The organism is Staphylococcus sp. Mo2-1, from assembly GCF_046721385.1.
Classification (GTDB): Bacteria; Bacillota; Bacilli; order Staphylococcales; family Staphylococcaceae; genus Staphylococcus; species Staphylococcus equorum_A.
This window is the reverse complement of sequence record NZ_JBEUUK010000001.1, coordinates 143,193-168,554: the sequence shown is the minus strand read 5'-3', so window position 1 is coordinate 168,554 and position 25,362 is coordinate 143,193. Positions and strand designations below refer to the sequence as shown.

General features: G+C 34.4%; 19 protein-coding genes and 6 pseudogenes. 5 read left to right on the top strand and 20 right to left on the bottom strand.

Going from position 1 to position 25,362, the window contains the following annotated elements:
- Window positions 1-144 precede the first annotated feature (144 nt).
- The 9 genes and pseudogenes from ABLV95_RS00805 to ABLV95_RS00765 all read right to left on the bottom strand — a co-directional run bounded on the left by ABLV95_RS00805 (window position 145) and on the right by ABLV95_RS00765 (window position 8,760).
- Window positions 145-1,461 carry an HD domain-containing protein gene (locus ABLV95_RS00805; protein WP_176721520.1) on the bottom strand — a complete coding sequence of 439 codons (1,317 nt, stop codon included), beginning with the start codon at window positions 1,459-1,461 and terminating at the stop codon, window positions 145-147.
- A 17-nt stretch (window positions 1,462-1,478) separates the two neighbouring features.
- Entirely contained in the window at window positions 1,479-1,958 is a 480-nt protein-coding gene (locus ABLV95_RS00800) for a GNAT family N-acetyltransferase (protein WP_069815129.1), read from the bottom strand.
- A gap of 135 nt (window positions 1,959-2,093) precedes the next feature.
- Window positions 2,094-2,636 carry a flavodoxin family protein gene (locus tag ABLV95_RS00795; RefSeq protein ID WP_069815127.1) on the bottom strand — a complete coding sequence of 181 codons (543 nt, stop codon included), beginning with the start codon at window positions 2,634-2,636 and terminating at the stop codon, window positions 2,094-2,096.
- Window positions 2,637-2,898: 262 nt separating this feature from the next.
- Window positions 2,899-3,834, bottom strand: a complete 936-nt coding sequence (locus ABLV95_RS00790) for an aldo/keto reductase (RefSeq protein ID WP_427705349.1) — start codon at window positions 3,832-3,834, stop codon at window positions 2,899-2,901.
- A gap of 453 nt (window positions 3,835-4,287) precedes the next feature.
- Entirely contained in the window at window positions 4,288-4,629 is a 342-nt protein-coding gene (locus ABLV95_RS00785; RefSeq protein ID WP_002508430.1) for a YuzB family protein, read from the bottom strand.
- A gap of 246 nt (window positions 4,630-4,875) precedes the next feature.
- Window positions 4,876-5,844, bottom strand: coding sequence for a sugar phosphate isomerase/epimerase family protein (locus ABLV95_RS00780; RefSeq protein ID WP_427705351.1), 969 nt, complete (start codon window positions 5,842-5,844; stop codon window positions 4,876-4,878).
- 43 nt (window positions 5,845-5,887) lie between these two features.
- A complete protein-coding gene (locus tag ABLV95_RS00775; protein WP_460876155.1) occupies window positions 5,888-6,922 on the bottom strand; it encodes a Gfo/Idh/MocA family protein in 1,035 nt (344 codons plus the stop codon).
- A gap of 19 nt (window positions 6,923-6,941) precedes the next feature.
- Window positions 6,942-7,659 (bottom strand): annotated as a pseudogene (locus ABLV95_RS00770) (ThuA domain-containing protein).
- Between the two features lie 18 nt (window positions 7,660-7,677).
- Window positions 7,678-8,760 (bottom strand): Gfo/Idh/MocA family protein, encoded by a 1,083-nt coding sequence (locus tag ABLV95_RS00765; RefSeq protein ID WP_427705357.1) that lies wholly within the window; start codon window positions 8,758-8,760, stop codon window positions 7,678-7,680.
- A gap of 229 nt (window positions 8,761-8,989) precedes the next feature.
- On the opposite strand from ABLV95_RS00765, the gene ABLV95_RS00760 reads away from it, so the two are divergent.
- The gene (locus ABLV95_RS00760; protein ID WP_427705360.1) at window positions 8,990-9,739 is read left to right on the top strand and encodes a MurR/RpiR family transcriptional regulator; all 750 of its coding nucleotides are present in this window, start codon (window positions 8,990-8,992) and stop codon (window positions 9,737-9,739) included.
- 67 nt (window positions 9,740-9,806) lie between these two features.
- Here the strand turns inward: ABLV95_RS00760 and ABLV95_RS00755 are convergent, their stop codons facing one another.
- From ABLV95_RS00755 to pta, 6 genes and pseudogenes are all read right to left on the bottom strand, one after another.
- Window positions 9,807-11,411: an alpha-glucoside-specific PTS transporter subunit IIBC gene (locus tag ABLV95_RS00755; RefSeq protein ID WP_460876153.1), complete on the bottom strand. Its 1,605-nt coding sequence runs from the start codon at window positions 11,409-11,411 to the stop codon at window positions 9,807-9,809.
- A 314-nt stretch (window positions 11,412-11,725) separates the two neighbouring features.
- Window positions 11,726-12,803 (bottom strand): annotated as a pseudogene (locus tag ABLV95_RS00750) (phosphomevalonate kinase).
- Window positions 12,804-12,815: 12 nt separating this feature from the next.
- Window positions 12,816-13,799, bottom strand: coding sequence for a diphosphomevalonate decarboxylase (mvaD, locus tag ABLV95_RS00745; RefSeq protein ID WP_069815338.1), 984 nt, complete (start codon window positions 13,797-13,799; stop codon window positions 12,816-12,818).
- Window positions 13,800-13,804: 5 nt separating this feature from the next.
- A pseudogene (gene mvk / locus ABLV95_RS00740) lies at window positions 13,805-14,729 on the bottom strand (mevalonate kinase).
- A 597-nt stretch (window positions 14,730-15,326) separates the two neighbouring features.
- Window positions 15,327-16,163 (bottom strand): lipoate--protein ligase family protein, encoded by an 837-nt coding sequence (locus ABLV95_RS00735; protein WP_427705364.1) that lies wholly within the window; start codon window positions 16,161-16,163, stop codon window positions 15,327-15,329.
- Window positions 16,163-17,150: pseudogene (gene pta / locus ABLV95_RS00730) on the bottom strand (phosphate acetyltransferase). The gene ABLV95_RS00735 and the pseudogene pta overlap by 1 nt, the downstream one beginning before the upstream one ends.
- A 171-nt stretch (window positions 17,151-17,321) precedes the next feature.
- Between pta and hemQ the strand changes: the two are divergent.
- From hemQ to ABLV95_RS00715, 3 genes are all read left to right on the top strand, one after another.
- Window positions 17,322-18,071, top strand: a complete 750-nt coding sequence (gene hemQ, locus ABLV95_RS00725; RefSeq protein WP_002508442.1) for a hydrogen peroxide-dependent heme synthase — start codon at window positions 17,322-17,324, stop codon at window positions 18,069-18,071.
- Window positions 18,072-18,586: 515 nt separating this feature from the next.
- Complete coding sequence (locus ABLV95_RS00720; RefSeq protein ID WP_427707072.1) at window positions 18,587-19,354, top strand: threonine/serine exporter family protein; 768 nt, start codon at window positions 18,587-18,589, stop codon at window positions 19,352-19,354.
- A gap of 11 nt (window positions 19,355-19,365) precedes the next feature.
- Entirely contained in the window at window positions 19,366-19,845 is a 480-nt protein-coding gene (locus ABLV95_RS00715) for a threonine/serine exporter family protein (protein ID WP_460872378.1), read from the top strand.
- 209 nt (window positions 19,846-20,054) lie between these two features.
- Here the strand turns inward: ABLV95_RS00715 and ABLV95_RS00710 are convergent.
- The 4 genes and pseudogenes from ABLV95_RS00710 to ABLV95_RS00695 form a co-directional block, all read right to left on the bottom strand.
- Window positions 20,055-21,544 (bottom strand): annotated as a pseudogene (locus ABLV95_RS00710) (APC family permease).
- A gap of 63 nt (window positions 21,545-21,607) precedes the next feature.
- On the bottom strand, window positions 21,608-21,970 hold the full coding sequence (locus ABLV95_RS00705) for a DUF423 domain-containing protein (RefSeq protein ID WP_427707074.1): 363 nt from the start codon (window positions 21,968-21,970) through the stop codon (window positions 21,608-21,610).
- 24 nt (window positions 21,971-21,994) lie between these two features.
- The gene (locus tag ABLV95_RS00700) at window positions 21,995-22,384 is read right to left on the bottom strand and encodes a DUF5327 family protein (protein ID WP_460876149.1); all 390 of its coding nucleotides are present in this window, start codon (window positions 22,382-22,384) and stop codon (window positions 21,995-21,997) included.
- Between the two features lie 2 nt (window positions 22,385-22,386).
- Window positions 22,387-23,043, bottom strand: coding sequence for a uracil-DNA glycosylase (locus tag ABLV95_RS00695; RefSeq protein ID WP_069832606.1), 657 nt, complete (start codon window positions 23,041-23,043; stop codon window positions 22,387-22,389).
- Window positions 23,044-23,624: 581 nt separating this feature from the next.
- Here ABLV95_RS00695 and thiD point away from each other — a divergent pair.
- Window positions 23,625-24,456: pseudogene (gene thiD / locus ABLV95_RS00690) on the top strand (bifunctional hydroxymethylpyrimidine kinase/phosphomethylpyrimidine kinase).
- 124 nt (window positions 24,457-24,580) lie between these two features.
- On the opposite strand, the gene ABLV95_RS00685 reads toward thiD, so the two are convergent.
- Window positions 24,581-25,318, bottom strand: coding sequence for an SDR family NAD(P)-dependent oxidoreductase (locus tag ABLV95_RS00685; RefSeq protein ID WP_460872376.1), 738 nt, complete (start codon window positions 25,316-25,318; stop codon window positions 24,581-24,583).
- Window positions 25,319-25,362 lie beyond the last annotated feature (44 nt).

The following is a 25,362-nucleotide window of genomic DNA, read 5'->3' as shown; positions in this document are numbered from 1 at the left end:
CATAAAATAAGTTTCATAATTACTTGTAATATCTAAGCTCTATTTTAAAACCACAATACGCCTCATGTATACTTAAATGGTTTTTAAAAGTTGTATTCAATACGATCATTCCATTGCCAACACTTTACTCGTATTGGTTAATCGCTAATTTAATTCATTCAAAATACTGATAATCGCATTGCTTATATTTTCATCTTCAATTTCAGTAATAAACTCTTTAGGATAATATAATTTATAATCCTCTCTGTTTATACCAGTAATACTATGAATGATTAATGACTGACTACTAATTTCACGTATTTTACCATTACGGCGCAATAAATGAATAGGTTGTCTATCTGATCCTGGTCTATCATAATCGTATGGTAAATCCGAGAACGATTCGCTTACAAAATAATAATTTGGATCTATACCTGCTTGTATAAACAAATCGGTTAATTCTGTAATTGTAATAATCGAACCGTCAAACGGCATGTATTTAAATAAGTCGCGATTAATAAAACGACGAGATAAATCACTTAGAATCTCATCATCTTCTTTCACCCATGCTTTCAAATAATACAATACCACCGCTTCATCTAAATCTACGTATTGTTCAATTGTCATGGATTCTTCAAAGAACGGTATGAAATCTGTAGGATGCATCTTAAATGTATAGCCTTCCTCATATAACTGCTTCGCACGTTTCAAACAATTATTTAATAATACTTCCCCACCTCGACTTACTGGGTGGAAATAAATTTGCCAATACATTTGGTAACGGCTCATAATAAAGTTTTCTACTGCGTGCATACCACTTTCTTTAATAAGCACTTCATCTTTAGACGGGCGCATTAATCTTAAAATACGTTCCATATCAAACTGACCGTAGGATACTCCTGTAAAATAAGCATCACGTTGTAAATAATCCATTCTATCTGCATCAATTTGTGACGAAATCATAGAAATCACTAATTTATTCTCATGCGTTTTATTAATTACATCTGCAACCTGTTGTGGAAAATCATTTGAGACACGTTTCAATACTTCATTTACTTCAGTTGGTCCTGTAATAATCGCTTGTGTAAATGCTTCATGATCCGTGTTAAATATTTTTTCAAAACTATGTGAAAATGGCCCATGCCCTAAATCATGTAACAATGCGGCACATAATGCTAACGGTCTGTCATCATTATTCCACGCTTCACGACCATCAAATGAATCATCAATCAATCTCCGTACAATTTCATATACACCGAGCGAATGCCCAAATCTACTATGTTCTGCCGTATGGAATGATAAATATAAAGTGCCTAATTGTTTAATACGACGTAAGCGTTGAAATTCTTTCGTCTTGATTAAATCCCAAACCACTTGATCTCTGACATGAATGTACCTATGAATCGGGTCTTTAAAAACTTTTTCTTCAGGTAACTTTTGTGTAGCATAAGTTGTAAATGTCAATGTAGTCCTCCTGTTCATACCCTATACTTTGCAGATTATTTTAATGGCTTACGTAACAACGCTAAGTCCATTGCTTCACCGTACATTACATGTGTGTATGAGCGTACTTTTTCAAAACCTTTTTGTTGATAGAATGTCATAGCCTCATCATTTTTATTATCTACTTCTAAATAAACTTCATTATAATCATCTTTAAAATAGCGAATGCCTTCAGACAATAGATTAGAACCATAACCATGGTGTTGCCATGATGGACTCACATAATGTGCAGACAAGAATAATTCAGTACCATAAATAAATATAGCGAAACCAATAATATTTTCGTCTTCTTCAACTACTAAAAACAATTGATCTTCTAAACGTTTAAGTAAATGTTGTTCATTATATGAAGCAGCCAATAATTCATTTACTGTCTTAGCTGCGTAAATATTTAAATACGTATTATACCACGCTTTTGTTGCTACATCTCTGATGCTGACAACATCTTCTGCAGTTGCTTTTCTTACTTTATGCATGTTGCTCTCCCCCTATTTAGATAGGTAATAATAGCTACATTATAACATAATTTTAGTATTCAAAATACTTTATCTATCTAGATTAAAAATAGTTTGAACAACATAAATCATTTGCTCAAACTATCTTTTATATATTTACTTTTCGCCTAATGTTTGTTGCCATTCTTGTGCACGTTTTAATGCGTAAACGTCCTTTTCAATATCGCCTGGCTTTTCAGCAGTACCAATAATATAACCTGATAACGTTGCACCAATAAATTCCAAGCTATATTTCACTTGAGTGATACATGGTTTTCCTTTAACTTTCGGGAAATCGCCACCAACGATGATTAATCTAAAATCTTTTTTTGCCATTTCTTCTTTAAAATTTTTATAATTGGGATCCATTAATGTTTCAGACCAATGATCGAAAAATGCTTTTACTGATGCCGATAAACTATACCAATATACCGGCGAAGCAATAATAATCGTTTCACTCGCTAATACTTTATCAATAATCTCTTTATAATCATCATTATATGATTCTATTACTTTATTATCATGTCTTACATCTCTAACTGGATTTAATTGATATTGTGTTAAATCTATCCATTCGTAGTCGTATCCTGCTATGGCCGCCTTAGTTAAATGAGCAGTATTCCCCTCTGGTCGACTGCCCCCGAATAAAACTGTGATCATAATAATCTCCTTCTACTACTAAATTAATAATATATCTGTTGAGCTTTATAATTATACATTTCATTATTTAGGTAAACTTAATTAATAATCCTACACTAAATAATGTCATTATTAAACAGATAAATGAAAATACATTAATAAATTAAATTATTTGCTCAAAAATAGTACTTTTCCAACATACTATTTATGTATATTTTTAGGTTTAAAGTTTATAAATATAAAAAGTAGATAAACGCTACATGGTCCATCTACTGTAATATTATTATTCTATTGGAAATAATTGTTCTATTTTTTCTATTTCCTCGTTTGTTAATTTAAAATCAAGGGTTATTAAATTATCCACGACTTGGTTTGGTCGTTTGGCTCCTGGAATGATCACATCTAATGATGGTTTAGTAAGATAATATGCTAATACAACATGTACTACATCTACTCTATGATTATCAGCAATCACTCTGAGTTGATCTACTTTTTCTAAATTTTCTTGATATCTTTCACCTTGAAACTCTGGATTTTCGGCACGAAGATCATCAAATTTCGTGTTCTCTGTATATTTACCAGCTAAAAGACCTGATACTAATGGGAAATATGGAATAAATGTAATATCATTTTCTGAAGTATATTCTAGAATCGCTTCATTTTTACGATTCAATAAATTATATTCCATTTGAACGACATCCACGTAGCCATCTTTATTCGCTTCTTTCAATTGTTCTAAACTAAAGTTCGAAACACCAATGGCTTTGATTTTGCCTTCGTCTTTCAATTCTTTTAAAGCTGCAACCGCTTCATTTTTAGGTGTTGATTCATCTGGAAAATGAATATAATACAAATCAATATAGTCTAATTGTAGACGTTTTAAACTTTGTGCCACTTGTTCTTTTAAGAATTCTGGATCATTAGAGATTTGTACATTCCCATCTTCATCAAAATAATGTGCACCTTTCGTAGCTATCGCAAATTCTTCTCTAGTAAATTCTTTCACTGTCTCGCCAACAAGTTCTTCTGAACGTTCAGGTCCATAGATAAACGCCGTATCTAATAAATTAATATCATTTCTAATTGCTGTACGTACAGTTTCTTTCCCTTGTTCTTCATCTAAATTATTATAAAAGTTATGACCCCCTACTGCATTCGTTCCTAAAGCAATGGGTGATACTTTAACATCTGATTTACCTAATTGTACTTTTTCCGCCAAACTTCTTCAGCTCCTTATATTAAATATGAATCACGTATTTTAAAATACGATTTCTATATTTATGCTCGTTAGCCTCGCAATAATATTGAACAATCTTATGCACATCTTAATAAAAAGTTATCTAAACATCGATGTGCAAATAACCATTAAAATTTAATTGTTTCACTAACTTCATAATTTGTATTTACCCTTTTTAGCTCATTTTATGAGTAGTTTCATAAAGAAATTGTATTTTTAAATCATTTCATTACTTTTATCAACAAATGAACTAAATATAATACTATCTTTATAGAATTTATCATGATAATTCTAATATATTAAATAAATTGCTCGGACCAGAACAACATACATTTCCATAAAAAATAAAAAAACAGCAGTGAAACTTAAATTCCTAAGTCTCACCACTGCCGATCCACTTTCAAATAGTGTCACTATAAACACTACATCTATATGTTATTTCGCACTTTTTCGCTGTGCGAGTTTCTCTTTCAGTTTTCTATCTTGCTCTTCTTTACGGCGTTTACGCAGTTCATTACGCTGTCTCAAACGTTCTTCTTCTTCTGGATCTCTCGGTTTTTGTAACTGTTTCATTACTTTCTCCATGAGTTCTTCTTCTGTTAGTGCGGCGAGTGGGCGGTTATTAACAAATGCAAATGTTTTTCGTCTACCTGGCCCACAATAGGACTGACAGCCAATCTCTATTTCAGCTTCAGGGTCTAATTTCGTCAGCTTTTTTTCTAATGATTTACAATCCACACCCTGACAATCATCACAAATCAGAAACTTGTTTTGCAACTACACCCTCACCTTTCTAATAATATACAGACTCAAAAATTCAATACTGATTTAATATGTATATGTGCACGCATTCGCGATTTTTTTGTATTTACAACTCTAATTATTTTACTCTTTTTAGCGGAAATTTCAAGTTTTTAATTATACTGTTTGCCTATCATGACTTGATTCAAGTTGTCTTATAAATAAAAAAGTGAACTTAGTATATGCTTTTATATTCGCATACTAAGCTCACTTCATCGACTTTTAAGTCCACCATAAATCTGGTGCTGGATTTTCTATATTTACTGATTTCAAATTATTTACTGCTTTAGTAAAGCCTTCTTCAATCGACATAATCGGATCTTCATGTTCGATACTTACGACATAATCATAGCCATTGATTCTCAATGCGCTAATGATTTCTCCCCATACTTGTGGGTTATGACCATAGCCTACAGTTCTAAACGTCCAAGCACGCGTTTGTACATTGCCATAAGGTTGCATATCCGTTAAACCATACATATTTACATTTTCTTGATCAATGTATGTGTCTTTAGCATGAAAATGATGAATGGCATTTTCACGACCTAAAATTTTAATCGCTGCAACTGGATCGATACCTTGCCACCACAAATGACTAGGATCTAAGTTAGCACCAATCGCATCATTTGTTGCTGCTCTTAATTTCAACAACGTATAAGGTGTATGTACTAAAAAGCCTGCATGTAGTTCAATCGCAATTTTGACACCTTGTTCTTTTGCGTATTGTGCTGCTTTTTTCCAATAAGGAATTAGTTTTTCTTCCCATTGCCACTCTAATATTTCAGAATAGGCTGTCGGCCATGGCGTTACTGGCCAATTAGGATATTTTGCTGTTTCATCTGAGCCAGCTACGCCTGAAAAAGTATTAACCACTGGCACATTTAATAATGCCGCTAATTTTATTGTTTTAAACAAAGTATCATGTGCATCTTGTGCATGATCTTGATTTGGTGAAATTGGATTATTGTGACAGCTAAAAGCACTAATGCCTAAACCACGTTGATGTATTTGCTCTAAATATTCAGCTCTTTTACTTTCATCTTCTAATAATTCATCTAAAGGGCAAAATTGATTACCTGGATTACCTCCAGTACCTAATTCAATCATGTCAACACCCGCATCGGCTACATAGTCCAACATTTCTTCAAATTTTTTATCTTGAAATAATACTGAGAACACACCAATTTTCATAAATTAAACCCTCCTCAAAATTTTAAAACATTACAATCGAATACTATGTCCTTCTGTGCTTGCTTTGATATATTGCATCTATTAATATATTAATTTTTTGCGCTTGTTCAGGTTGCACGACTAACGCTTCATGGCCTAGACAACTGTTCACAAAATTAAGCGCTTGTCTCTGAGCCGCAATTTCTTCATCATGTGCCGCATCAGCTTGTTCTGTAAAAAATGTGCCAAACCTTGGTTGGTAAATTTCAAAAGGATATAAACTTAAGCCACCGTCTACCCCTGAAATGCTTATATGCTTTGTATCTTCTTTAATATTTGCTGACCAAGAACATTCAAATTGCATCGTTGAATGGTCTTCAAAAGTAATAAAGCTCGTGACATGATCATCTACATCAAACGTTTCATGATCAAATTCTCCCCAATCATTGATTTGATTCGGCGTTTTACTTAGTCTGTTATATGTTTTGCCAATCACTTCAACGGGTTCGACATCTTTTAATAACCACAATGACAAATCTAACAAGTGGCATCCATAATCAATTAGGCTGCCGCCACCTTGCAATGTTTTATTCGTAAACACACCCCAACCTGGTACTTTTCTCCTACGTAAAGCTTGTACACGTGTGACGAGTGCATCACCAACCACACCCTCATCTACAGCATTTTTTGCGGTAATTGCGGCATCCGTAAATCGATAGTGATAGCCTATTGCCAATAATTTGCCGGCACGCTTAGCAGCTTTAACCATCTGTTCGCTCTCTATTTGATTCATCGCCATTGGTTTCTCACAAAATACATGAACCCCTGATTCTAAAGCGGCAATACTGATTTCTGCATGAAATTTATTCGGCGTGCAAATAGCTACGGCATCAACCTTTTCAAACATAGCTTCATAACTTTCAAACACTTTACCAATTGTGAATCTATCCGCTACTGTTTCTGCTAGTGTTTGATTGACGTCTTGCACTGCCACAATTTCAGCAAGATGACTTAAATTTTGAAATGCTGGAATATGTCTACCTTGCGCAATACCGCCACAACCAATAATGCCGATTTTTAATTTTTCTACATTCTCCATAGTAACCAAACTCCCAACCCTATTTTTCTTTTATTTCCTCTAACGGTTGAGCATTGCCATACTGATGTTTCGGTGTATTGGTATTGCATGCCCATTTCACGCCATTTTTGATGACTTGTTGAATGTTGGCATTATAATATGTCGGATAACTTTCATGGCCTGGTCTAAAATAGAATATTTTGCCATTACCTCTTTTAAAAGTCGCTCCGCTTCTAAAGACCTCTCCGCCTTCAAACCAGCTAATAAATACTGTTTCATCTGGTGCTTGGGATATCAAAATGCTCTCCGTACATTTCTTCTTTCTCTAATTCAAAATATGAATCTAAGCCTTCAGTAATCGGATGTGTCGGATCAACTACCCATAATCGTTCTTTTTCATCTGCTTCTCTCCACTTAAGGTCACACGTAGTGCCCATTAAGTTTTTGAAAATTTTCGAGAAATGTCCAGAATGTAACACAACAAGACCCATGCCATCCAACACACGTTGTTTCACTTTTTCTACAATAATATCATCGACTTCATCATGTGCTTTATGCCCCCACCAAACTAACACGTCTGTATTCGCTAATACATCGTCTGTCAGACCATGTTCGGGTTCATCTAGTGTTGCCGTCTTAACTTGGTGTTCATGCTCTAGAAAAGACGCTAATGCTTTATGAATACCTTCAGGATAAACTTTTTTTACTTCAGCACTTTCTTGTTCATGACGAAATTCATTCCAAATTGTTATATTCAATAGTAAGCTCCCCTTTGATTAATGATTATTGAGATATACCGCTTTTCCTGTTTTTGCAGATTCATATATCGCTTCTAATATTTGAGTTACTACAAATGCTTCTTTAGGTTTTACGACTGGTTCAGTATCATGAATAATATTATCTATCCAAGCACGTGCTTCTTCTTCAGCTTCATCGATTTTTTCACTTTCATAAAAATCAACACCTGCATTATCTACTTCAATTTGAGATGTATATAAAGTGCCGAATGCTTCACCATGGACGCGTAAACCATCCTTCATATCCGCACCACCCTGCGTACCTGACAATGCACATTTCGCTTCGTCTACGTCTAAAGAATTGAGCGCCCAACTAGATTCTAAGATGATTGTTGCGCCATTACGCATCTTAATAAAGCCAAACGCTGAGTCTTCAACAGTAAATTCATCTGGATCCCACGGTCCCCATGCATTTGCCGCATTGTCTTGTTTTCCCAATTTATGAAAAGTAGATCCCATAACAGACTCTGGTTCGTAATTATCCATCATCCATAATGTTAAATCCAATGCATGTGTACCAATATCAATTAATGGTCCGCCGCCTTGTTTCTCTTCATCTAGGAACACACCCCACGTAGGAACTGCACGACGTCGAATTGCTTGCGCTTTACTATAATAAATATCTCCTAAGTCTCCACGTTGCGTCACTTTTCGTAAATGTTGACTGTCAGCTCTAAATCTATTTTGGTAACCAATTGTTAATTTTTTATTATTTCGCTCCGCCGCCTCGATCATTTCACGGGCTTCGTTTGAAGTTTTAGCCATTGGTTTCTCGCACATTACATGTTTCCCAGCATTTAATGCTGCAACTGTTATCTCCTTATGTGTATTATTAGGTGTACACACGTGTATTACTTCTATAGATTTATCTTCGAGTAATTGTTTGTAATCTTCATATATTGCCGCGTTTTCTATACCGTAAGTTGTCGCCGCAGATTCAGCTTTAGCTACGTCTATATCGCAAAAAGCGACCATAGTTGCTTCTGGGATTTTTTCTAAACTTGGTAAATGCTTACCATTAGCTATGCCACCGCATCCAATTATTCCAATTTTCACATTCATAGACTCATCCCTTTATATTAAATTTATTCAGTCTTTAAAAGTAACCGCTTACAAAAAGTCGTATTAAATTTAAGCTTTATTACATTTAAAAGGTTAATACTTAATTTCATATTAAAATACAATGTTAAAAATACCAATAAATTTGACGTATTTAGATTTTATATATTAACATTAGAATATATTTTCAAATTCCGGAAAATTTTCCAATGAATAGGTGGAATCCACACATATGGTACTTGATCATCTTATCAATAAATACTTTGAGCAATTAACTGAAAATGATTTACATATCATCAATATCATACGTCAAAACATGGATGACATGTCAGCTATGAAAATCCATGATTTAAGTAAACTCACGCATACTTCCATCTCAACGATTCATAGGCTCGTTAAAAAGATGGGCTTTGAAGGCTATAGCAACTTTAAGTTTTACTTGAAAATGGAAAACAACGCACAACCATCACATTTAGCAAGCACAGACCCGATTGTCGAAGATGTGCAAAGAACTGTAGAACACCTTCAAATGTTCGACTATAAACTTTTAAACCACTTATTAGAAGCTGCACCTTTCGTCTATATCTTCGGCACAGGCATGGCCCAACAAAATGTTGCCAGGGAAGCACAACGCCATATGCTTTCTATCTCTAAACGCTCTATTGTTGTTAATGATGAAAATGAATTGCGCTTAGCTATAGATCAAATGTCACCAGAAGATTTACTTTTCATCATTTCTTTATCGGGTGAAACTAAAAATTTAAAAGAACCTATTCAACTCATTAAATCACGTGAATTGCATTACGTCTCTATCACGACATTACATGACAACTATATTGCCAAAAATGCCGCCTTCAATATTTATGTTAACAGTGCACCAATGCAATTTTTTAATAATACGAAACATTACAGTTTTACTCCATATTATGTCGTTTTTGATTTTATCGCTAGAACATATCACAACTACAAAATTTCCAAATAATGATATAAATTATATGATGTAAAACAATGATACTGATTTGTTTTACATCATATTTAATTTTATAGTCTTATGCTTCGTGCTTAATAATTTGTTCTACCGCTTCTCTCACTTGTGGAACCGAAAGTCCTACGATGACTTGTACGTTTTTCCCGCTTTTCACGAGTCCATGCGCACCACCCACTGTTTTAAAATAGCCATCTTCTTCTACTTTTTCAGGGTCTTTAACGGTCACACGTAATCTTGTTGCACAATTTGTTATATCAGCAATATTTTCCGTGCCACCTAAGCCTTCTAAATAAATTGCAGCTTTTGTTTCATATTCGTTTTTATCACTCGTTTTTTTGTGTTTATTTTCCTTATAATCACGCTTCGTATAGAGCTTAGCATCTATCTCATCATCTTTCTCTCTACCTGGCATAGGTATATCCATTTTTAGGATAATAAATCTGAATAGATAATAATAAATGAATATGAATATAATGCCTATAATAAATTGAGCGACGTAAGTTCCCCAATGCGAACCAAACAACGGAATCCAATTGGTTGTTGCGATTTCAATAAAGCCACCACCTAAATTACCTACAAGACCAAACCCGTGCATAATGGTCACCATTGTTGCTCCGAGAATAGCGTGGATTAAAAATAGAAACGGCGCTATAAAGATAAACGTAAATTCTAGTGGCTCTGTGATACCTGCAAACACGGCTGTTAAAGTAGCGACTAATAATAATGCCCCAACTTCTTTCTTTTTATGTGCTTTTGCCGTTGAATATATCGCAAGTGCTATACCAATCGAGCCGAACATTTTAATATTACCTTGTAATAAAAATCCACCACCTGGAAAAATTTCTTTTAGTGGTTTTGTTGTTTGCGAATACTCAGTTAAATGAGAAATCCAATACGATTTAATACCACCATCGACTACTGCCGGTCCATATTCAAACGGCGTGTAGATGAAATGATGTAATCCTGTCGGAATTAAAATACGTTCTAAAAAGTGGAAAAGCCATACGCCAACGTAACTTGATGAAGCTAAAAACACTTGTAACGAAGCAATCCATCCTTGAACAATAGGCCATCCCCAACTTGTTAAAAATGCTAATGGAATCATAGCAAAGAATGCTATCATGACAACAAACGGCGAACCTTGGAATATTCCTAAAGACTCTGGCAATTTCTTATCATAATATCGATTATGTAACCAAATCGCGATGCCTGAGATGATGAGTGCACCGATAATATTTGTATCTAAGGTTTTAATACCCGCGAGTTCAGTAATACCTGTGACTTCTCCTGCATCGCCCTTAAAGTCCACACCAAAAGCAGGGCCCCATGTCGTTAATATGCTATTTATAAAATAATTAAACATCATATAAGTTACTACCGACGACATTACTGCATGGCCAGCTGACTTTTTAGCTAGTGATATAGGTAAGCCGATAACGAAAATAAGTTCTATATTTTCAAATACCGTCCACCCACCATTTTCAATTAATGACCATATTTGAAACCATAAACCATTAGGATCAGCCAGCTGACCCATAATCGCCTCGTTTTTAAACAGTGTAGCTATGCCAATAATAATCCCGAAAAATGGAAATAATAATACTGGAACAATCATTGCGCCACCAAATCTACGAATTGCATCTCCAAACTTACGTCCCAAATTCATAATAATCACCCTTCTATCATCGCATTATTATAAGCGCTTTCTTAAGATGATCGTATGCTTTAATCTCAATGAGTTCAATAACATTCGTACATTTAGACAATTCATTTCTACAACTGAATTTATTTCCATTAAGAGGTAAATTTTCCATTGCGTTATTTAGATGTGGTCAGATTAACGACAACGTATTATGCGTTGCTTATCAGTGTCTTAGATTTAGTTGCTAGATAGTTTACTTTTATTCAATTTCAGCAAAATAAAAAACAGTAGTGAGTGGGACATATATTTATGCCTCAGCTTCATACTGTTCATTTTCATTATTGACCGTGGTATATATTAAACTCCAAAGGTTTCACTTCATTTTCTAACCATTCATCGTAAATGCGTTGCTTATTAACACCTTTATTGATTATCGTTATGCCACAATCTCCACCACCCGCACCTGATGTTTTGGCAGCGCCGCCATATTTTTCAGCTACAGAACATAATACTTTTAAATGGGCAGTTTCAATATCAACTGTCGCTTCTTTATCCATAGATTGAATAATCTCACGGTTGATGCGAATCATTTGTTGCACGCCTTTAATATGATTCGTTTTAAAAGCATGTATCAACTTCTCAACACATAAATGAGAGCGTTCTAAAAATTTACCGTAAAAGGTAGGATCTGATTTCAAGCGTTTTACTTCACTCACTAAGTGGTGTGACGAAGCTGGTGACCCAGTCCAACCTATAAGCACTTCCATATTTTCTGGTGGCTGTAATGGTTCGATATGAAGGCCAGGCCAGTTTTTATTCAATACATCATTGACTGACGTATCTTCAATTTGCTGTGATACCCATTCATGATCAAACGTACTATAAGCTAACCAGACCAGTATAAACACTGACAGCAATATCACCACAAGAACTTAAGCTTTGTAATTTCATATTTGCAATAACTGCAAGTTTGTAAATATATAAATTAGATAAATGCATACCATAAAATTCATTCAAAGCTTTAACAACTGATACCAAGACAGCCGCACTAGAACCTAAACCATATTTATGCCCATTTGTATCGTCTAAATTACTATCAATTGTTAAATTGAAATGTTTTAAAGGCATATTATTACTTCTTACAAATTGTTCAAAGATTTCAATTGCTGTGATGACATACTTCAATTGTTTCGCGACATTTAAATCTGAAACTACAATTTTATCTTCACGTCTTTGAAATGTTACTGGTTCATGATGTAAGGTCTTAGAATGTATCGTACCCTGTGGTGCATTTGAATCTTCAATAGAAGCAGTTACAAATCGATCTACTGCGATTAATATTGATTTATAGCCAGGTTCGACAACTGCGTATTCACCTGCAATGTATAGCTTCCCTGGTGCTTTAACTTGAATCATTTTATCTCTTCCTTACTCAATAATTTCTACGCCTGTACGTGTAATGTCGCTCGCAATGATTTGGTCTTCTTTAAACGATTTATGTAATGCATCAACAACCGCTTGTTTATTTTTCTTTTCTACTAAAATTTTAACATTTGGACCAGCATCCATCGTAAAGTAACAAGGATGACCCGCCTTACGACATTGGTCTACGATGTCCATCACTAAATAACTGTCGTCGACCATATAAGTGAACGGCGGTTGTGCACCTAAGTTTGTTGCATGCATGCGCAAACCGTTGGCTTCAATCACTTCACCTAATTGTTTAAAGTCTTTTTGATTTATTGCATGCTTAACTGACGCTATGTCCTCATCCACATGGTCTAACCAATATTGATAAAAACGTGATGTATCACGTGTAAGTGACATACCGGCACGACTTGAAACTTTTTTCGATTTATTATTAATGACAACAAATATCATTGCTAACTCGTCTTCCCAATTATCTGCTTCAACAGGAAAACTATATGATGTCTCATCATCATACCCTTTTTCCCATTCTACAAAACCGCCATAGATACTTCTAGAAGCAGATCCTGACCCTCTACGAGCCAATCTAGATAACGCTTTGCCTGTTAACCCTAGATTCAAAGCCGCATCACAAGCTGCTGCTAATGCCGCATAGGCACTTGCTGAAGATGCTAACCCTGCTGCTGTAGGGACATAATTATCACTCTCAATATATGCAAACATTGAGGTTTGACTTAATTCGCGGAACACATCCATAAAACGGTGTATCTTAGCTGCTTCTGCGTCATTTACTGCTTGGCCATTCAAAATAAGCGTATCTTTAGTATAGCTCTCATCAAATGTCACTTTAGTTTCAGTATAAAAGCGATCTAATGTAACCGACAAACTATTATTCATCGGAATAATATAAGTTTCATCAGCTTTACCCCAATATTTTATGAGTGCAATATTTGTATGTGCACGTGCTTTACCACTATTAACCAACGTCATTAACCTCCTAAATATTCAATCCATGTATGATGTGCACCTAAGTTTTGCGCACTTTCAACAATTTTCTCAGCCACTTCTAAGGTTGAAGCAAGTACAATCATACTACCGCCACGACCGCCACCAGTTAATTTTCCAGCAATAGCGCCTTGTTGTTTACTTGCCTCAAGTAATGTTTCAATTTTATCATGGCTTACCGTTAATGTACGTAAGCTTTCTTGACACAAATTAAAGATAGAGGCTAATTTTTCGAAGTTATGATGCTCTATAGAGTCACTTGCTTCGTGTACAAGTTGACCAATATGTTTCACATGTTCTAAGTACTCATTATCTTCTTTACATAAATTATGTACATCTTCTACTGCTTGTTTTGTAGAGCCGAGTACACCTGTGTCAATAACAATCATGTAACCATTCAATTCTAATGGCTTTAATGTCGTCACGTTACCTTGCTTAAACCACACTGGCTTATTCGATACAATCGTTTGTGTATCAATGCCACTTGGTTTACCGTGTGCAATACGTTCCGCCCAATTGGCTTCTTCTATCAACACCTCATCAGATAATGGTTTATTGAGGTAGTCGAAACTTGCACGCACAAAAGCAACCGCCATTGCGAGCACTTGAGCCTAGCCCTCTAGATGGTGGTAAGTTTGTATCAATCGAAACTTTTATAGGTGTTTGGATTTCATATTTTTCTACAAAACGAGTTATTACTGCCTTTAAATGTTCAGGTGCATTAATTAACTCACCTTCATATACATCACTTTTAATACATGAAGAAAAAGGTTCTTCTATAGATTCTATTTTCGCTCTCACTTTCCCGGTCGTAAATGGAATCGCAATTGCTGGCTCGCCAAATGTAACAGCATGTTCACCAATTAATATTACTTTTCCATTTGCTTCCCCATATCCTTGTTGTGTCATATTCTCAATCACCTTTAGTATTTTCTTTAGTTTTATATTTTAAGTACGCTACACCTTACAGACCACACTGATTTTAGTCATTTCAGAACACCACAATGCATTCTGCTTAAATTTCCCAGGAAATTTCGTGTTCTAAGTCTCGTTGTTAGCGCATCTAATATGTCTTTTATTATTAATAATTTGAAAAGACTGCTCGTATTCTATATGAAAATACTCAACCTTAACTAATTTTACACACATTATTATACATTATCTCACAAATTTTATATTATGCCATACAACTCTAGACATAGATATTTGGTTTATTTTTAATTAAATAACAGAAAGTGTCTTCTCAAAAGTTAATACCTGCTACTAATTATAATCAATACTTTTCCATTATAAAACTCTATAGTCTTATATTCAAAAAGTTAACATGATTTTACGGAAATTTATTTAAATTAGTTAGTTTTAAACTACACTTTTCCTATATTACTTATTTACTTTCTATAATTCAACAATTAGAAAGATTTATGTCAATAATTTTTATATTAACTATAAAAAAGACCAGAGCCGTTACTTTAATAAAAAAGTATCGTTTCTGGTCTTAATAATTATTTACTCCATCGCTTGATTCATCTTAGCGTTACGTTCAATCATTTTTTCAAAGTAACCTTCATAGCGTTGCCATTCATCATTTGTTATAGGTTCCATGTTTAATTGTCCACCTAAATCTTTAAGGGCATATAACAATTTAAACATTACGTCTTGGACAGTGATTGTTTTACCTAATAGTGACTCTAACGACGCCATGCATTGTGGATCAATATTTGGATAAGTGAATTTTGTTTCTGCATCCTTTAATGCGCGTTTATAAAAAGATTTCATCATATCAGCACGTTCACTGCCATCACCTTCTACACAAAGATACACTTGTACAGCAATGCCACCACGTACCCGTCTTTGGGAAATACCCGCAAATTTTCGCCCATTAATACTTAAATCAAATTTCCCTGGACAATACGATCGTTCAATTTCATGTGTTTCAATCTCTACATCTTCATCTTCAAACATTTTCGAAACCAATAAATACATCACTGTAAAAGCTTCATCTATTGTAATGTCATGTTTACCTTTAAAGAGAAGAGAAATATTGAGTATACCTTGGTCTAGGACTACACCCAAACCACCTGAATTTCTAACAATCGCATTATAGCCACGTTCTTCAGTAAGATAACGAATGCCGTCTTGTAAAAAAGGTAGGCGTGAATCATGTATACCTAAAATGACTGTATGTTGGTGTATCCAAGTACGTACCACATTACATGATAAATCTTTGCCAACACTTTCAGAAAATGTATCATCGAATGCAAATGATTGCATAGGCGCTAACCCAGAAGAATGGTCAATATAACGCCAATCTATATCATTAAAATATTTACTTGCTAAATCCATTATTGTAATGTTTGCGCAGCAGTAATGATTGATAAGTTATACACGTCTTCTGTTGAACAACCACGAGATAAATCATTCACTGGAGAATTCAGTCCTTGTAGTACTGGACCTACTGCATCAAAACCGCCTAAACGTTGTGCAATTTTGTATCCAATATTACCCGCTTCTAAACTTGGGAAGATAAATACATTAGCATTACCTTGTATTTTTGCGTCTGGTGCTTTTTTCTTAGCAACTTCTGGTACGATTGCTGCGTCAAATTGGAATTCACCATCTACAACAACATCTTCAATATTGTCAGTTTCAATTTTCTCTTGAGCTAAATTCACTGCATTTGCTACTTTTTCAACATCGTCTGATTTTGCAGAGCCTTTTGTTGAAAAACTTAACATTGCTACACGCGGTGACATGTCAAAGCTTTTAGCAGTTTTTGCACTCTCTACTGCAATTTCAGCTAAGTCTTGTGCTTCAAGCGTTGGATTGATTGCGCAATCGCCGAAGATATATTGCTCTTCTCCTTTAATCATAAAGAAAACGCCAGATGTTTTTGAAACACCAGGTTTCGTTTTAATAATTTGTAATGCTTGGACGAACTGTATCGCCTGTAGAATGTGCTGCACCGCTGACTAGTCCTTCAGCTTTACCAGTATAAACAAGCATTGTACCAAAGTAGTTTACATTTTTTAGCATTTCTTGTGCTTGTTCTTCAGTCGCTTTACCTTTACGGCGTTCAACGAAAGCAGTTACTAATTCTTGTTTCAATTCACTTGTTTCTGGATCGATAATTTCAATGTTAGTAATATCTAATCCTTTATCGTTAGCTAAAGCCTTCACATTAGCTTCATTACCCAATACTACTGGTGTAACATATTCCGTATTTTGTAATTGTGTTGTTGCTGTTAATACGCGTTCATCTTCACCCTCAGGTAATACGATTCTCACATTTTTTCCTGAAAGTTTTTCTTGTAATACATCTAATAAAGACATAGGGGGCCTCCTCGAAATTTAAATCTATTTATTTACACTATATAGTATACGTTATTTTTTTATAGAATTCCATGTCACCAATTTGTAATCATTTACTTATGTTTTAACACTGCCTTTATGGTAGAATTTTATAGTGAAGACATAGAAATTTTCACAAAGGAGCGATTTACAATGCCACAAGTACCAGAAACGTTAGACGGTTGGTATAGTTTACATTTATTATATGCTATTGATTGGACTACTTTACGTTTAGTTCCAGAGGAAGAACGTCAATCTCTCGTGGAAGAATTACAATCGTTTTTAGATAAGCACGAAGAAGCACGTACAAATAATGCAGGAGATCATGCATTTTACAATATTAATGGTCAAAAAGCAGACCTTCTTTTATGGGTATTACGTCCAGAAATGAAAGATTTAAATGCTTTTGAAAATGAATTTAATAAATTGAAAATTACAGATTTCTTAATTCCAACATATTCTTATGTTTCTATCATAGAATTAGGTAATTATCTTGCAGGAAAATCTGATGAAGATCCATATGAAAATCCTCATATTAAACCAAGATTATTCCCTGAATTACCTCGTACTGAATATATCTGTTTCTATCCAATGGATAAACGTCGTGGTGAAACGTATAACTGGTATATGTTACCACTTGAAGATAGAAAGAAACTTATGCATGATCATGGCATGATTGGTCGCCAATATGCAGGTAAAATCAAACAATTCATCACTGGATCTGTTGGTTTTGACGATCACGAATGGGGCGTTACACTTTTTGCAGAAGACCCACTTCAATTCAAAAAAATTGTTTATGAAATGAGATTTGATGAAACGACTGCACGCTACGGCGACTTTGGTAGTTTCTTTGTAGGTAATATCATCACAAAAGATGTCTTACAAGATTTATTTTCATTATAAAATACAATAAACGATTCTATTCATATTAATGGAAACGTATAAGACTGTCGGCAAAGTATCCAACTTTGTCGGCATTTTTTTATGCATTCACCTATTTCGGTATTCGTTCTTACTCGCTCTGCTTTCACTATGGTGAAAGCTAGAGCGAGTAAAAAGGCACACTTGCCGTTGAACAAGTGTGCCTGAGTCTGTGTAGTGTGTTTGGGAGAACTTTAATCACTACTTAATTTAATATTAACTGTTAAATATTGTCGCTACTCAATATTTGTCTGAAACAGCTAACTAATATTATTTTAGCCTATTTGCGAAATTTGAAACATATTTAAATTACTTAAATTGTATAAAATGTTATATTTTAAAATTTATAAAGCGCATAAGTTACTTTCTGATTCCTCTAACAATTTTTATGAGTAAAGTGTTACAATAAAAATTATTAACTCAATAACTTATTCCTATGCTATGAATACAAAAACATAGCTTTAGTTAAATACTTCATTATTGGTGATTAAATGACAATATACAATCAAACAGTTGAAAGTTATGATGAAAGAATGGCGAAAGATGTCATTTTGCTCGCAGGACGCATTCTGTTGGAATCTGGTGCAGAAGGTTCCAGAGTTGAAGATACAATGACTCGGATTGCAACTACGTTAGGTTATCCAGAAAGCAATAGTTTCGTAACTAATACAGTCATTAACTTCATGTTACATAACGAATCTTATCCTAGGATCTTCAGGATTAAAACACGAGATACCAATCTTCATCGTATATCAAGAACAAATGGTATATCTAGGCAGCTTGCTTTAGGTGACATTTCACTTGAAGATGCCTTTCAAGAACTGCAAAAAATATATCATGAACAAAGCATTAACCATGATCTAATTTTCAAATTTATTGCTGCCGCTGTTATCGCAGCCAGTTTTTTATATCTTCAAGGTGGCATCTTAACAGATGTACTTACTGCTATTTTGGCTGGTTCCTTTGGCTTCATTGTTGTAGAAACGCTTCAACGAAAATTACACGCTCAATTCATTCCAGAATTTATGGGCGCAATTGTCATCGGTCTCATAACCGTTTCAGGACATTATTTAATACCCGGTGGTTCGATATCTACTATTATAATAGCTTCAGTAATGCCTATCGTTCCTGGTGTATTAATAACGAATGCCATTCAAGATTTATTCGCCGGTCACATGTTACTATTTACCACTAAATCACTAGAAGCCCTAGTGACTGCCTTTGGTATAGGCGCCGGTGTTGGTACTATACTCATTATTTTTTAGGAGCAATGTCTATGTTTTGGATTTTAAATTTAATATTTAGTTATACTGCTTCCCTTTTCTTTGGTGTGATATTTGATGTGCCAAAACGCCTATACAACACAGTTGGTATTGTAGGTGCATGTGGATGGATGTTTTATATTTTATTTTATGAAGGTTTTCATTTCCATACTATATATTCTAGTTTCTTTGGAAGTATTGCGTTAGGTATGCTAAGTCACATCATGGCTCGTTATAAAAAGGAACCCGTAATTATATTTATGGTTCCAGGTATTATCCCACTCGTACCTGGTGGTCTTGCATTCGATGCAACAAAAAGCTTGATTCTATTGGAATTTAGTAAAGCAATTAATACAATGTTAGAAGTGACTTTAATTGCTGGTGCTATCGCTTTAGGATTACTTTTTGCTGATCAAATATCAAAACTTATTGTCTCTGGTACGAAAATACGTAAAAAAGAATTTAACACGCATGATGCTAAAGCAAAAACCTGAGAAAAATCATTATTACAAATGATTTTTCTCAGGTTTTTTTGTTACTCGCTATTTTTATAATCAAAGATCTAATAATAAAAGCCCTCCAATATAAACACTTTTAATATGTCTGTATTGAAGGGCGTATATGCAATTATATAATCCAAGTTTAAATGTTAGGATTATATAATTTTACATGCAAAAAACATGATTATTATTCACAAAAACAACTAGTTGTTCGCTTTATCTGATTTATTTTTATTAATTAAATCTACTATTTCATCTTCTGATTGATTTAAAATAAGTTTACTTAGTCTGTCATTATCCATATTTTTCAGTTTTGGATAACGTACAACAAAGAAAATTAAACCAATAATTAACCAACCGCCTAATGCGATATAAGATGGTGTTGAAAGTGTCTGTTGGTGACCCAGGAACTAATAATAAGAGTAAGAACACAAATGAAACGATTGAACCTAATATCGCAAAAACTTTGTATACAGGTCCGTATGTGTTACTTGATTTATCAAAACTAAAGAGTCTTGCTTGCTGATAAACATGTAATAAAATAAGCAATTGATACACCTGTTGAAGACATATCAACAATCCACGTTAATGCAGTACGACCTAGCCACGGTGCAATTAATGTAACAGAAACTAAAAAGAAAATTGCAATATAAGGTGTCTTATATTTTTTATGCAATTTACTAAATACAGAAGGCATAATGCCTGAACGTCCCATTGAGAATAATAAACGGCTTGAACTCATCAAGAAACCATTTAAACCAGTGAATATTCCCATCATAATTGCAATTGCTAGCACTGCTAAACCAATATAACCAAAGGCTTCTTGTGTCACAGCACCTGTTAACCATAAATTACCATTTAAACTTGTTGATGAACTACTTAACCAACTTGTGTATAAAATCATTAATACATAAGTGAATGTCGTGGCAAGTAAACTATAAACGATTAATTTAAATGTTTTATTCGGCGCAAAATCAAATTCTTCTGCTGTTTGTGGAATATTGTCAAATCCAACATATGCCCATGGCGCTACCGCCACAATCATAATAATGGATGTAAACCAACCTTCTTTTTCATTAGTTAACGGTTGTAAATTTTCAAAAGAGAAGTTATTCCCGAAGAATGAACCGAAAAATAGTAATAAGATTGTTATAACCATTGCTACACAGAAATAAAATTGTAGAGATCCTGATACACTTGCACCTTTAATTGCTATAAACATAAAGACAATTAATAATAACGATGCGATAAGAATCTCAGTTATATATACATCCCATCCTGCAATAGTATATAACTTACCAGTTTCTAATATATCTGGTAGTAAGAACTTAATTAATAAACTAAATGCTGTTGCGTTTAAAGCTACAACACATATATATCCAAAAGTTAAAAACCAGGATGAGAAGAAACTGACGTACCTTCCAAATCCTAAAAAACTAAATGCAAATGCCCCACCTGAAACTGGAAAACGTTCAACTAAAGCACCATAACTTACTGCAATCAGTATCATTAATAATGCACCAATTACAATACCTATCGCTGCAGATATAGGACCTGATTGACCAATCCAGTCGCCAGGTAGTATAAATGCGCCCCAACCTATACATGAACCATAGGCTATAGCCCATACAAATTTTTCAGATAAGTTTTGTTTTAAATCTCCTCTATCTATTTCCTTATCATTTTGACTCATAAATAAAATTCACCTCATGGACTGTATTATACCCACAAGATGAATTCTATAACAATTAAAAATTTATAATTTAAATGTTCCGATAATTAGCATTAACCAACCTACTAGGAATAAAACCCCACCGATTGGCGTAATTGCGCCAAGAATACGAATTTGAGTTAATGACAAAATGTATAATGAACCACTGAAAAAGACGATACCGAAGAACATGAGCCAACCTGCCCAATTCACGTTAATTGAAGTTGTACCACTAATGATACCAAGCGCGAGTAAGCCTAAACCATGATACATTTGGTAAGTCGTTGCTTTTTCCCATACTGATAAATATTTTGCCGATAGTTTATTTTCTAAGCCATGTGCACCAAATGCGCCAGTTCCTACTGCCATCATTGTGTTCAATGCACCTAATATAATAAATACTTTCATCATGCTATTTACTTCCCTTCTTAATTAAAAATCAAATATTGAATCTCCATTACCTATTTCATCATCAGTAACCAACTTGTTAGATGTAAGTGACGTGTCAGAAACGCTATTTTGTGACGCGGGTTGTGATGTTTTACCACCCATCGCTCGAATCTCTTCCGCAGATACACCTTGTTTTTTAGAGGCTGGTTGCGATTTTGAATTACTATTACTTACTATAGTAGAAGTTTGGAATGAAGAAGAAACATCATACGTATTATCTTTATAACTTTTATGCTGGCTTGTCGACCCTGTAACAAGTGAAGTCAACGTGTGAATAGCATAAATATGCTTTTCAAATTCAGCATTATGCTTTGCTTCGTCCGTCGCTACTAATTCTTGCTCAATTAACTGTATGATCTTATCTTTTTCCATGTTTATGCCTCACCTTCACACCAATTTACTGGTGCTTTACCATTTTCTTGTAAATACGTATTTGCTTGAGAATATGGTTTTGAACCAAAGAAACCACGATAAGCAGATAAAGGACTTGGATGTGGAGACTTAATGATATGATGTTTCGACGTATCTATCAATTTGATTTTTTGTTGTGCGGGTTTTCCCCATAAAATAAACACAACATTTTCTAATTGTTCAGATACAGTTTGAATCACTTCATCTGTGAAAAGTTCCCAGCCAATTTCTTTATGTGAATGTGCCTCTCCTTGGCGGACAGTCAGAACGGTATTCAATAACAAAACACCTTCACGCGCCCAATCTTGTAAATGCGGCGTTGTTCTTTCACAACCTATGTCATCTTTAAGTTCTTTATACATATTACGCAATGAAGGTGGAAACTTAGCATCTGGTTGTACTGAGAAAGCTAAGCCATGTGCTTGATTCGGTCCGTGATATGGATCTTGACCTAATATGACAACTTTCACTTGTTCAAATGGTGTTAAATCAAATGCTTGGTAAACATTCTCTCTATCTGGATATACAATTTCTGTTGTATATTCTTTTTCTAAAAATTCGTGCATCGCACTAAAGTCATGTCGCGTAGTAATTTCATGAAAAACATCTGACCATTCCATATTCCCTCTCACCTCAGTTAGTATTTTAACATATTAGAACTACTTTCACGCGCAAGAAATTGTGCGCGTGAATAAGTAGTTCTTATGCATGTAAAGTAGTTCTTCTTGCGCTAGCAAGACTAGCACTACTTATGCAAGTGCATCGACACTTGTAAACCTTAAACCATCTCAGGTAATCCTTTTTAAAATCCTCGCGCAAGAAATTGTGCGCGTGAATAAGTAGTTCTTATGCATGTAAAGTAGTACTTCTTGCATTAGCAAGACTAGCACTACTTATGCAAGTGCCTTAGCACTTGTAAACATTTAAATCTGCTCAGGCGAACCATTATTTCTACTTTGTATCCACAAGAATAGAACCACTTATGCAAGTGCATCAGCACTTGTAAACCTTAAACCAGCTCAGGTAATCCTATAAGATATTTTAAATATTTTATAGTTAACCCTATTTCACTTCATCAAAATAAAATTAATCTACATTATACAAAGTAGTTAAATATTGCTCGCTATTTAAAAGGTCATTATTTAGAATACTCGATAAACGTGGTATGATATGTACAAAAGAAATTTAGGAGTGAAGATTCATGGCATTGAAAAAAACATTAACGATTGCAGGTTCAGACACAAGCGCGGGCGCAGGTATGCAAGCAGATTTAAAAACATTTCAAGAGTTAGAGACATACGGCATTGTTGCTCTGACATCAATCGTTACAATGGATAAAGCGACGTGGTCTCATGACGTAACGCCAATTCCATTTGATGTGTTTGAGAAACAATTAGAAACAGCAATCTCAATTCACCCAGATGCTGTGAAAACAGGTATGCTCGGTACACAAGAAATTATCAAACGTGCTTGGCGAAGCTTATGAAGAATCTGGCGCCGATTACTTTGTCGTCGATCCAGTGATGGTCTGTAAAGGGGAAAACGAAGTATTAAACCCTGGCAATACTGATGCAATGATTGAGCATTTATTACCTAAAGCAACTGTCGTAACACCAAATTTATTTGAAGCGGGGCAGCTTGCAAATCTAGGTACTTTAAAATCAATAAATGATATGAAAAAAGCTGCTGAAATCATTCATAAACAAGGTGCAAAGCATGTCATTATTAAAGGTGGTAAAGCTTTAGATCAAGATAAATCTTATGACCTTTACTATGATGGTAAACAATTCTACCAATTAACTACGGATATGTTCCAACAAAGCTATAATCATGGTGCAGGTTGTACTTTTGCGGCAGCAACTACTGCGTATTTAGCAAACGGCAAAACACCAAGAGAAGCAGTTATTGTCGCCAAAGCTTTTGTTGCTTCTGCAATTAAAAATGGTTGGAAGATGAATGACTTTGTAGGTCCAGTTGACCACGGTGCATATAACCGTGTTGAACATATTGATGTTGACGTTACAGAAGTTTAAAATCTTCATGAGGTTTTATAATATAAAAGAGCAACATCACATTAAACTGAAAAGTTTGTGATGCTTGCTCTTTTTATTTATAAATAAGTTCGATTTAGCTTAATTTTAAAAGTATTATTAAATGTTATTGAATTGTGAATCCACCATCTATAGGAACAACTACACCATTCATAAACTTAGCTTCATCTGATCCTAGAAATACTGTTAAATCTGCTACTTCTTCAATTTGACCGAAACGTTTCGCAGGTACGGAATCTTTCGGAATACTATCAGCCACATCTTTAATTAATGGCGTTTCAATAGTACCAGGCGCTATTGCATTGATTTTAATATTATATTTTGCATATTCTGAAGCGAGATGTTTTGTATACCCAATAACAGCATGTTTCGCAGTTGTATAAGCAGCGCCACCTTTACCGACAACTAACCCTGCTACTGAAGCTATATTAACAATAGCACCATTTTGTTTTTCAATCATATCTGGCAGTACTGCATTCGACAGTTGGAAAGTGCTTGTTAAATTAATATTTAATAAAAAATTCCATTTGTCTAAATCAGTATCTAAACTTGTTTGATATTTATCGAATATACCAGCATTATTGACTAAAATATCAATTGAACCAAAGACTTCTTTTGTTTTATCAACCATGTTATGAATATCTTCCGTTTTTGTGATATCTGCTTTAATTGCTAACGCTTGATATCCATTTTCAATAATTTCTTGCACAACTTCTTGAGCACCTTCGATATTCATATCTGCTACAACAACTTTCGCGCCTTCTTCTGCATATCTAAGCGCCTCCGCTCTTCCCATACCAGAAGCTGAACCTGTAATTAACGCAACTTTATCTTTTAATCTCATTTTATCGTATCTCCCTTTATTAATACTATAACTTTATGGTAACA

What these genes read in the sequence shown, in the direction of transcription:
- ABLV95_RS00805 (WP_176721520.1), bottom strand. Translation starts at nt 1,461, where the DNA reads ATGAACAGGAGGACTACATTGACATTTACAACTTATGCTACACAAAAG.
- ABLV95_RS00800 (WP_069815129.1), bottom strand. Translation starts at nt 1,958, where the DNA reads ATGCATAAAGTAAGAAAAGCAACTGCAGAAGATGTTGTCAGCATCAGA.
- ABLV95_RS00795 (WP_069815127.1), bottom strand. Translation starts at nt 2,636, where the DNA reads ATGATCACAGTTTTATTCGGGGGCAGTCGACCAGAGGGGAATACTGCT.
- ABLV95_RS00780 (WP_427705351.1), bottom strand. Translation starts at nt 5,844, where the DNA reads ATGAAAATTGGTGTGTTCTCAGTATTATTTCAAGATAAAAAATTTGAA.
- ABLV95_RS00775 (WP_460876155.1), bottom strand. Translation starts at nt 6,922, where the DNA reads ATGGAGAATGTAGAAAAATTAAAAATCGGCATTATTGGTTGTGGCGGT.
- ABLV95_RS00765 (WP_427705357.1), bottom strand. Translation starts at nt 8,760, where the DNA reads ATGAATGTGAAAATTGGAATAATTGGATGCGGTGGCATAGCTAATGGT.
- ABLV95_RS00760 (WP_427705360.1), top strand. Translation starts at nt 8,990, where the DNA reads ATGGTACTTGATCATCTTATCAATAAATACTTTGAGCAATTAACTGAA.
- ABLV95_RS00755 (WP_460876153.1), bottom strand. Translation starts at nt 11,411, where the DNA reads ATGAATTTGGGACGTAAGTTTGGAGATGCAATTCGTAGATTTGGTGGC.
- ABLV95_RS00735 (WP_427705364.1), bottom strand. Translation starts at nt 16,163, where the DNA reads ATGGATTTAGCAAGTAAATATTTTAATGATATAGATTGGCGTTATATT.
- hemQ (WP_002508442.1), top strand. Translation starts at nt 17,322, where the DNA reads ATGCCACAAGTACCAGAAACGTTAGACGGTTGGTATAGTTTACATTTA.
- ABLV95_RS00715 (WP_460872378.1), top strand. Translation starts at nt 19,366, where the DNA reads ATGTTTTGGATTTTAAATTTAATATTTAGTTATACTGCTTCCCTTTTC.
- ABLV95_RS00705 (WP_427707074.1), bottom strand. Translation starts at nt 21,970, where the DNA reads ATGAAAGTATTTATTATATTAGGTGCATTGAACACAATGATGGCAGTA.
- ABLV95_RS00700 (WP_460876149.1), bottom strand. Translation starts at nt 22,384, where the DNA reads ATGGAAAAAGATAAGATCATACAGTTAATTGAGCAAGAATTAGTAGCG.
- ABLV95_RS00695 (WP_069832606.1), bottom strand. Translation starts at nt 23,043, where the DNA reads ATGGAATGGTCAGATGTTTTTCATGAAATTACTACGCGACATGACTTT.
- ABLV95_RS00685 (WP_460872376.1), bottom strand. Translation starts at nt 25,318, where the DNA reads ATGAGATTAAAAGATAAAGTTGCGTTAATTACAGGTTCAGCTTCTGGT.